Source organism: Rhizobium sp. R634, from assembly GCF_002211305.1.
Lineage (GTDB): Bacteria > Pseudomonadota > Alphaproteobacteria > Rhizobiales > Rhizobiaceae > Rhizobium.
Map to the genome: position 1 here is coordinate 275,621 of NZ_LOKW01000003.1, position 6,297 is coordinate 281,917.

General features: G+C 60.1%; 3 protein-coding genes and 1 tRNA gene. 3 read left to right on the top strand and 1 reads right to left on the bottom strand.

Features of this window, described 5'->3' with window-relative positions:
• The first annotated feature begins 85 nt into the window (after positions 1 to 85).
• The 3 genes from ATY77_RS07005 (at position 86) to ATY77_RS07015 (ending at position 5,928) form a co-directional block, all read left to right on the top strand.
• A complete protein-coding gene (locus ATY77_RS07005; protein ID WP_088686683.1) occupies positions 86 to 577 on the top strand; it encodes a hypothetical protein in 492 nt (163 codons plus the stop codon).
• A 155-nt stretch (positions 578 to 732) separates the two neighbouring features.
• A complete protein-coding gene (locus ATY77_RS07010; RefSeq protein ID WP_190237589.1) occupies positions 733 to 2,430 on the top strand; it encodes a GNAT family N-acetyltransferase in 1,698 nt (565 codons plus the stop codon).
• A gap of 129 nt (positions 2,431 to 2,559) precedes the next feature.
• The gene (locus ATY77_RS07015; protein ID WP_088686685.1) at positions 2,560 to 5,928 is read left to right on the top strand and encodes an ATP-binding protein; all 3,369 of its coding nucleotides are present in this window, start codon (positions 2,560 to 2,562) and stop codon (positions 5,926 to 5,928) included.
• A 256-nt stretch (positions 5,929 to 6,184) separates the two neighbouring features.
• Here ATY77_RS07015 and ATY77_RS07020 read toward each other — a convergent pair.
• Positions 6,185 to 6,261 (bottom strand) — tRNA-Met (locus tag ATY77_RS07020).
• Between the last annotated feature and the right edge of the window lie 36 nt (positions 6,262 to 6,297).

Here is a 6,297-nt window from a genome sequence, read left to right on the forward strand (position 1 = left end):
CTCACGGACCATCGGCGGTTCTGATATAATGGCGGCAGCATCCCTGTCGGGATGGGTCGTCCCCCTACGGGGAGAAAGGTCGAGCATGGCGGCGATGTCCGATGTCCTGTTGCGGGTCGGCCGCCTGAACTATGTCTGGACGAACACCGAAAGCCTGCTGATCTATATCATCGCCCATCTTCTCAAGGTCGAGAAGGATGCGGCCATCGTCGTGTTCCTGACGCTCAATACGACGCGCGCCCGGATAGATCTGGTCGAACGGCTTGCCAAGCTCGCTTCGACCTCCCCAGGCGACCGAAAAACGATCCTTTCGGCCATGTCGCGGCTGAAGAAGGAATCCAAGACGCGCAACAAATACAATCACTGCATCTATTCCTTCGACGAGAGGGGAGACATATCGAGCACGCAGCTGATGCGGCTCGTCGAGGACGACAAGGAGATCCGCTACGGCAAGATCGAGCAGATGGACGAGCGCGAGATCGAACTTCTGGAAAAGTCGATCGCCGAAATCGTTGCCATCAGCCGGACGCTCTGGGCCTTCATTCATGCGAGCACGCGGTTATCGGGAGAGCTTTGAAGGCGGTCCGCGCTGCGCTACCGCATTGAATCCCCACGCGATCTTCCTCGACAGAACTGCGGCTTCCCGGTTTATGCGCCGGCTAAGGAATAATCCTATTTGAGCGATGCAAATCACCCGGAGGGTTTATTTGACGATCGGTGTTTCCCACTAGAATGAAACCTTCCCGAGTGTCGTATGCGGTATTGGGAGGGGGCAGCTTGCGCATAGATATCATCGACACCATCGCCGGTTTCGAGGCGATACGCGACAATTGGGATCAGGTCTTCATGGACGATCCCGATGCGCAGCATTTCCTTTCCTGGACCTGGCTCAAGAATTATCTCTCGCGCCGGCGCCGCTGGTTCATCCTGGCGCTGCGCGAGCGCGAGCCTGACGCACCCTATGTCGCATTCTTTCCGCTGCGGCTCATCACGCATCTGAACGAGAAGACGGGGCTCTTCTACGACGAGATTATAATGGCCGGGAATTTTTCGGCCGATTATACCGGCTTCATCGCCCGGCCGGATTACGAGCATCATGCCATTGCCGGCTTTGCCTCATTCCTCAAACATCAGAACTGGACCGAGCTGAAACTCGAATATTTCTGCGGCCCTGCCGGCCGGCGCGAGAAGATGATCCAGGCGCTGCAGGGGCCGGAGGTGACCTTCCGCGACAGTTCGCCCAAGAACAGCGAGAATATCGACAACACGATCTGCCCCGTCGTTTGCCTGCCGGCAAGCTTCGACGACTATCTCGAGCAGCGCATGAGCAGCCAGGCGCGCCAGAAGCTGCGGCGGTTCCTACGCAAGGTCGAAGGGGACGATATCTATCGGATCACGATGGCAACCGCCGAAACCATCGACCGCGACCTCGACATCCTCTTCAATCTTTGGCGGATCAAGTGGAGCGCCCGCAAAGGCGCCGAGCGGACCGAGCGGCTGATCATCACCACGCGCGAAATGCTGATGGACTGCTTCAACAGCGGCAATCTCGACGTGCCGGTCTTCTGGCATGGCGACCAGCCGCTCGGTGCACTGGCAAATATCGTCGACCGGCAGAAGAAGGCCATCCTGTTTTACATCACCGGACGCGACGAAAACTGGAAGACGCCATCTCCAGGTCTCATCCTGCACGGCTACTGCATCCGGCGAGCGATTGAAGGCGGCTTCAAGACCTATGACTTCCTGCGTGGAAACGAACCCTATAAATATATGTTCGGCGCGGAGGAAAGACGGATCAGCTGCACCCTGTTCCGCACCCGCAACGGCCTGAACCTGCACGGCGTGCTCAACCCGCGCAGCATCCGTTTCGTCTACGGGCAGGCGCTTGAGATGTATCGCAACGGAGCCCGAGGCAAGGCGGAGATCGCCTTCAACCAGGTGCTGCAATCCTCTCCCGGCCATGCCGGAGCGGCATTCGGGATTGCCAACCTGCTGTTCGACCGGGGCAGGCTGACGGAGGCGCTGAGCGCCTACAAGGCGCTCGTCGAGCGGGCGTCCGATCCGACGCCGATCCGGATGCGGCTTGGCGACACGCAGCTTGCCCTGCGCCAATACGACCAGGCCGCAGAGACGTTCCGGCAGATTGTCGAGACGGGACCGCATCTCGTCGAGGCGCATTACAAGCGCGGGATCGCCCTGGCAGCCAGCAAACGGCTGGAGGAAGCGGAGACGGTCTTGGCTGCGATCTGCGAGGTGCATTCGGACGACCCGACCGCGCTCGAGTACGCCGCCAAGGCGGGCGCTGCGCTCGAACGCATCCGCGCAGCCGCCGAGCCTGCCACGCATAAGACGGATATCCTGCCGCAATCCATCGTGCGCTGGAATCGAGGTCGCCATTTCACCGAAAAGCGCCGGCCGCGCCTGCATTGAAGAAGTTTCGTCTGTTGCCTAGCTGCGTTCGGGCGGTTGCGGACGCATTTTGCCATGGTCTTTGATTTTGCGCTGCGATCGTTGTTAAAAGAAGCGTGAGCCTATTTTTGCAACTGCTCAGCGAGAACGATGCCGGTGAATATTGATGGCGCCGAAAAGGAACGGCTTCTGGCCGTTCTCGATTTCTGGCACAAGATCGAATTCTTCATTCCCTACGATCTCTCCAGTCGTATCGTCTCCAGCGAAGGCAAGAGCGTTTTCTGGCTGCATGCCGGGACGCTCGAGGATGACGGCGCAGCGCTCAGGCGTCCGGTGATCCCAGAGGAAAAGCAGATTGCGGGCTTTACCCTGTTCCTTGGCGTTTTCAGCAAATCCGAGATTGCCGAGGCGCGCAGATACTTCGACGGCGCTGCAGACGACATCAGCGAATATGAGGACGCCGAACGCAGCGATCTCGATGGGGACACCTGCTTTGCCAGCCTGCAGCTCAACCCGGCCGGCCAGCCGATTTTCGAAACATTCTGCATTTCCACGCTTCCCTGGGCTTTGGGGCGGGTGCGGAAATCCGGCCTTTCCTCGCTCAGCTCCGAAGCCTTTGCCGACGGCAAGCGGCAGCTCCTAGAACTGCTTCAAAACTTTCGAGCGCAGCGCCGGCTGAGTTCCTCTTCCGAAGACATGCCCGATCAACCGATCGAGGCCGGCGAGATCCTGACGCTCCATCAAATGCTCTGCGATTGGGCCGGCTTTGCATCGCAGCAGGAAAAGCCCATCGCCGCCGTCGAAATACGCTACCGGGACAAGCTGGAAAAACCCGAAGTGATCGCCTTGCCGGCGCCGCAAGACAGCAATGCGCTGGATGCCGCCGAGGAGGAGGAGATTGCAAGCGCTGAGGAAGAGATCGGCATCCTGAACAGCTTCTTCATCGAGGACATCGAGCAAGCGATGGCGAGCGTCAAACTGGGCGATATCCCTGAACCGCTCCGGCGTTTTCTCACGCCGCTTGCGCAGGAGAAGCGGATCGACCTCTATTCGGAGGAGGGGCGCCGCGCCATTGTCCGCGCTCTGCATCCCGGCAATCTCAACCGCGGACGATGGCTGAGCGAGCCTCATCATGCGATGAGCCTGATGCAGCAGTTCGCGATCAATTCGGCGATCGGCGAGCTATCGGAAACCGGCCTCTTCTCGGTCAACGGCCCGCCGGGTACGGGGAAAACGACGCTGCTGCGTGATATGTTTGCGGATAATATCGTTCGGCGCGCCCGTGTCCTCGCCTCCCTGAAGACGGCGCGCGACGCCTTCGACGGACCGCCGCGCCGCGTCATCTTCACAGACCGGAGTACCGCTTCGATATCGACGCTAATCCCGGCCCTTGCGGGATTCGAAATGGTCGTCGCCTCGTCCAACAACGCCGCCGTCGAAAATATCTCGCGCGATCTTCCGAAGCGAAGTTCGATCGCGAAGAGTTCTTCGTTCCGGTATCTACAGACGGTCGCGCACAAAATCGCCTGCCAGAAGGACAATGGCTCCGCCCTCAAACTTTCCGAGGATGACCGCCCATGGGGGCTGATCGCCTGTGCGCTCGGCAACTCGCGGAATCGCAGGGCCTTCAAGGAACGTTTCGCATTTATGGAAATCGCCGACGGGCCAAGGCCCGGCTGGTCCGGCGCCGAAAAGCCGCAAACCATCTGGGAATGGCTGAAGGGCTATGACGGACCGGCATTCACCGAAGCATCGGCGGCGTTTCGTACCGCCGATAGCGCGGTTCGCGACAAGATCGGCCAATTTGAACGCTACGGCGCTCTTTATGGCGAGGTTGCATTCGTTTCGCAGGATGCATTCTGCCGGGAAGCGCTTGTGGCGGTGGAAGCCGCCGTAGCCGAAGTTCGACCGGCAAAGGAGCGATGCGACGGGCTCGCAGCCGAAATGCGCGAGGCCAAGGACGGATTGTCCCAGCTGAAGGAGGAGGAACAGCTGCTCGACCGCAGTGCCCCGGCGTGGTGGGAGAGGTTGCTGTCGACCGGACCTGCCCGGCTGCATCGGCAGAATGTCGTCGGCAATGCCCGCAGGCAGCTGGAACTGCGCAAGGCCCTCGCCGCGTGCGAAAGCCAACTTGCCCGAAATCATCGGCCTGCATGGGAAAAGGCGTTGCGGAAGCAAGAACAGGCCGAGCAGACGCTGCGATCGCAACGTGAGATCTGGTTCAGGAAGAGAGAAGAGCTCGGTCGCCTGGGAGAAGCTCTCGGCCATCCCGCCTTGCCCCGGCGCCTCGCCGATCTTGAGACCGATCGGTTTCAGATCGACGGGCTGTGGCATCAGGACGAACTGGCCGGCCTGCGTTCGGCATTGTTCGAAGCGGCCTTGACGCTGCATGAGGCATGGCTTGCGGAGGTCGGCAGAAAGGGCGGAGGTTTTGGCGGAAACATCGTCGCCATCAGCAAGCTGCTGTCCAACAACAGTCCCGTCGATGGCGGACATATCGCGCCGATCTGGCAGAGCCTCTTCATGATCGTTCCGGTCGTCTCGACCACCTTCGCATCCTTCGCCCGGCAGTTCCGCGGACTCGGCGCCGCTTCAATCGGCTGGGTCTTCATCGATGAAGCCGGTCAGGCGGTGCCGCAGGCGGCGGTCGGAGCCTTGTCGCGGGCACGCCGCGCCATCGTGATCGGCGATCCCCAGCAGATCGAACCGGTCTTCACGCTTCCGAGCGCGCTCATCACCGCCGCCGCGGCTCTTTCGCCCCATACGGCGGCCGGGGAATATTCGCCGAACAGGACGTCCGTGCAGATGCTCGCCGATGCCAACCGCTATGGAACGATCATCTCTGGTGAGGAAGCGGACGGGTTCTGGATCGGCAGCCCTCTCAGGGTGCATCGGCGCTGCATCGATCCGATGTTCAGCCTTGCCAACCGGATCGCCTATCAGAACAAGATGGTCTTCGGGCTCAAAGAGCGCCGGCCGGCCGGCGATACATCGCCATTTTACGGCGACAGCGCCTGGATCGACGTCAAGGGCAGGGTATCAGGCAAACAAAACGTTCAGGAACAGACGGACTTCATCGTCGATATCCTCACCGCCACCTATCGCCGCGACGGCGCGCTTCCGGATCTTTATATCATCTCGCCGTTCAAGGAGATCAAAAACAGCCTGAAGCAGGCTCTCGCCCGTGCAGCGTGGATCGATCCGGACGGCAACAGTCGCTCGCCACTAAAACTGTCGAAGTGGCTGCAGGAGCGCATAGGCACGGTGCATACGTTCCAGGGCAAGGAAGAAGACATCGTCTTCATGGTGCTGGGCGCCGACGCCGACCATCGGGGAGCGGCCAGCTGGGCCGCTTCAAAGCCGAACCTACTGAATGTAGCTCTGACGCCCGCCAAGCGCCGCTTTTACATCGTCGGCGATCGCAGCCTCTGGGAGGCGCTGCCTTACTTCAGGGAGACAGCGAGTGCCCCGGATACCATCAAGGTGGCCGAATTCCTCGCGCGGAATGGATTGGATTGAGGTGTCGAACTCGCTCTTCAAAACGGGATCCTGATCCAAAGCCGATTCAGCGTTCAAAAACGCCAAAAGCCCGCTTGGCGCGGGCTTTGAAGTTCTTTTTGTTCTGATCTGATATTGGGAAGTTTGGTTGCGGGTTCAGGATTTGGAGGTTTTCTGTCCCGCTTCGTCGGCTTTGCCTCCTTGCGGGCCCCTGAAGAGGCGTTCACTCCTCGACCCGTTACCAAACAAAAAGCCCGCACGAGGCGGGCTATTTGTTTGGTTGCGGGGGCAGGATTTGAACCTGCGGCCTTCAGGTTATGAGCCTGACGAGCTACCGGGCTGCTCCACCCCGCGATATTATTTTACAGCAGAAAGGGCCGCTTTTGCGAC

Coding starts and splice junctions, on each gene's coding strand:
- ATY77_RS07015 (WP_088686685.1), top strand. CDS start 2,560: ATGCCGGTGAATATTGATGGCGCCGAAAAGGAACGGCTTCTGGCCGTT.
- ATY77_RS07010 (WP_190237589.1), top strand. CDS start 733: ATGAAACCTTCCCGAGTGTCGTATGCGGTATTGGGAGGGGGCAGCTTG.
- ATY77_RS07005 (WP_088686683.1), top strand. CDS start 86: ATGGCGGCGATGTCCGATGTCCTGTTGCGGGTCGGCCGCCTGAACTAT.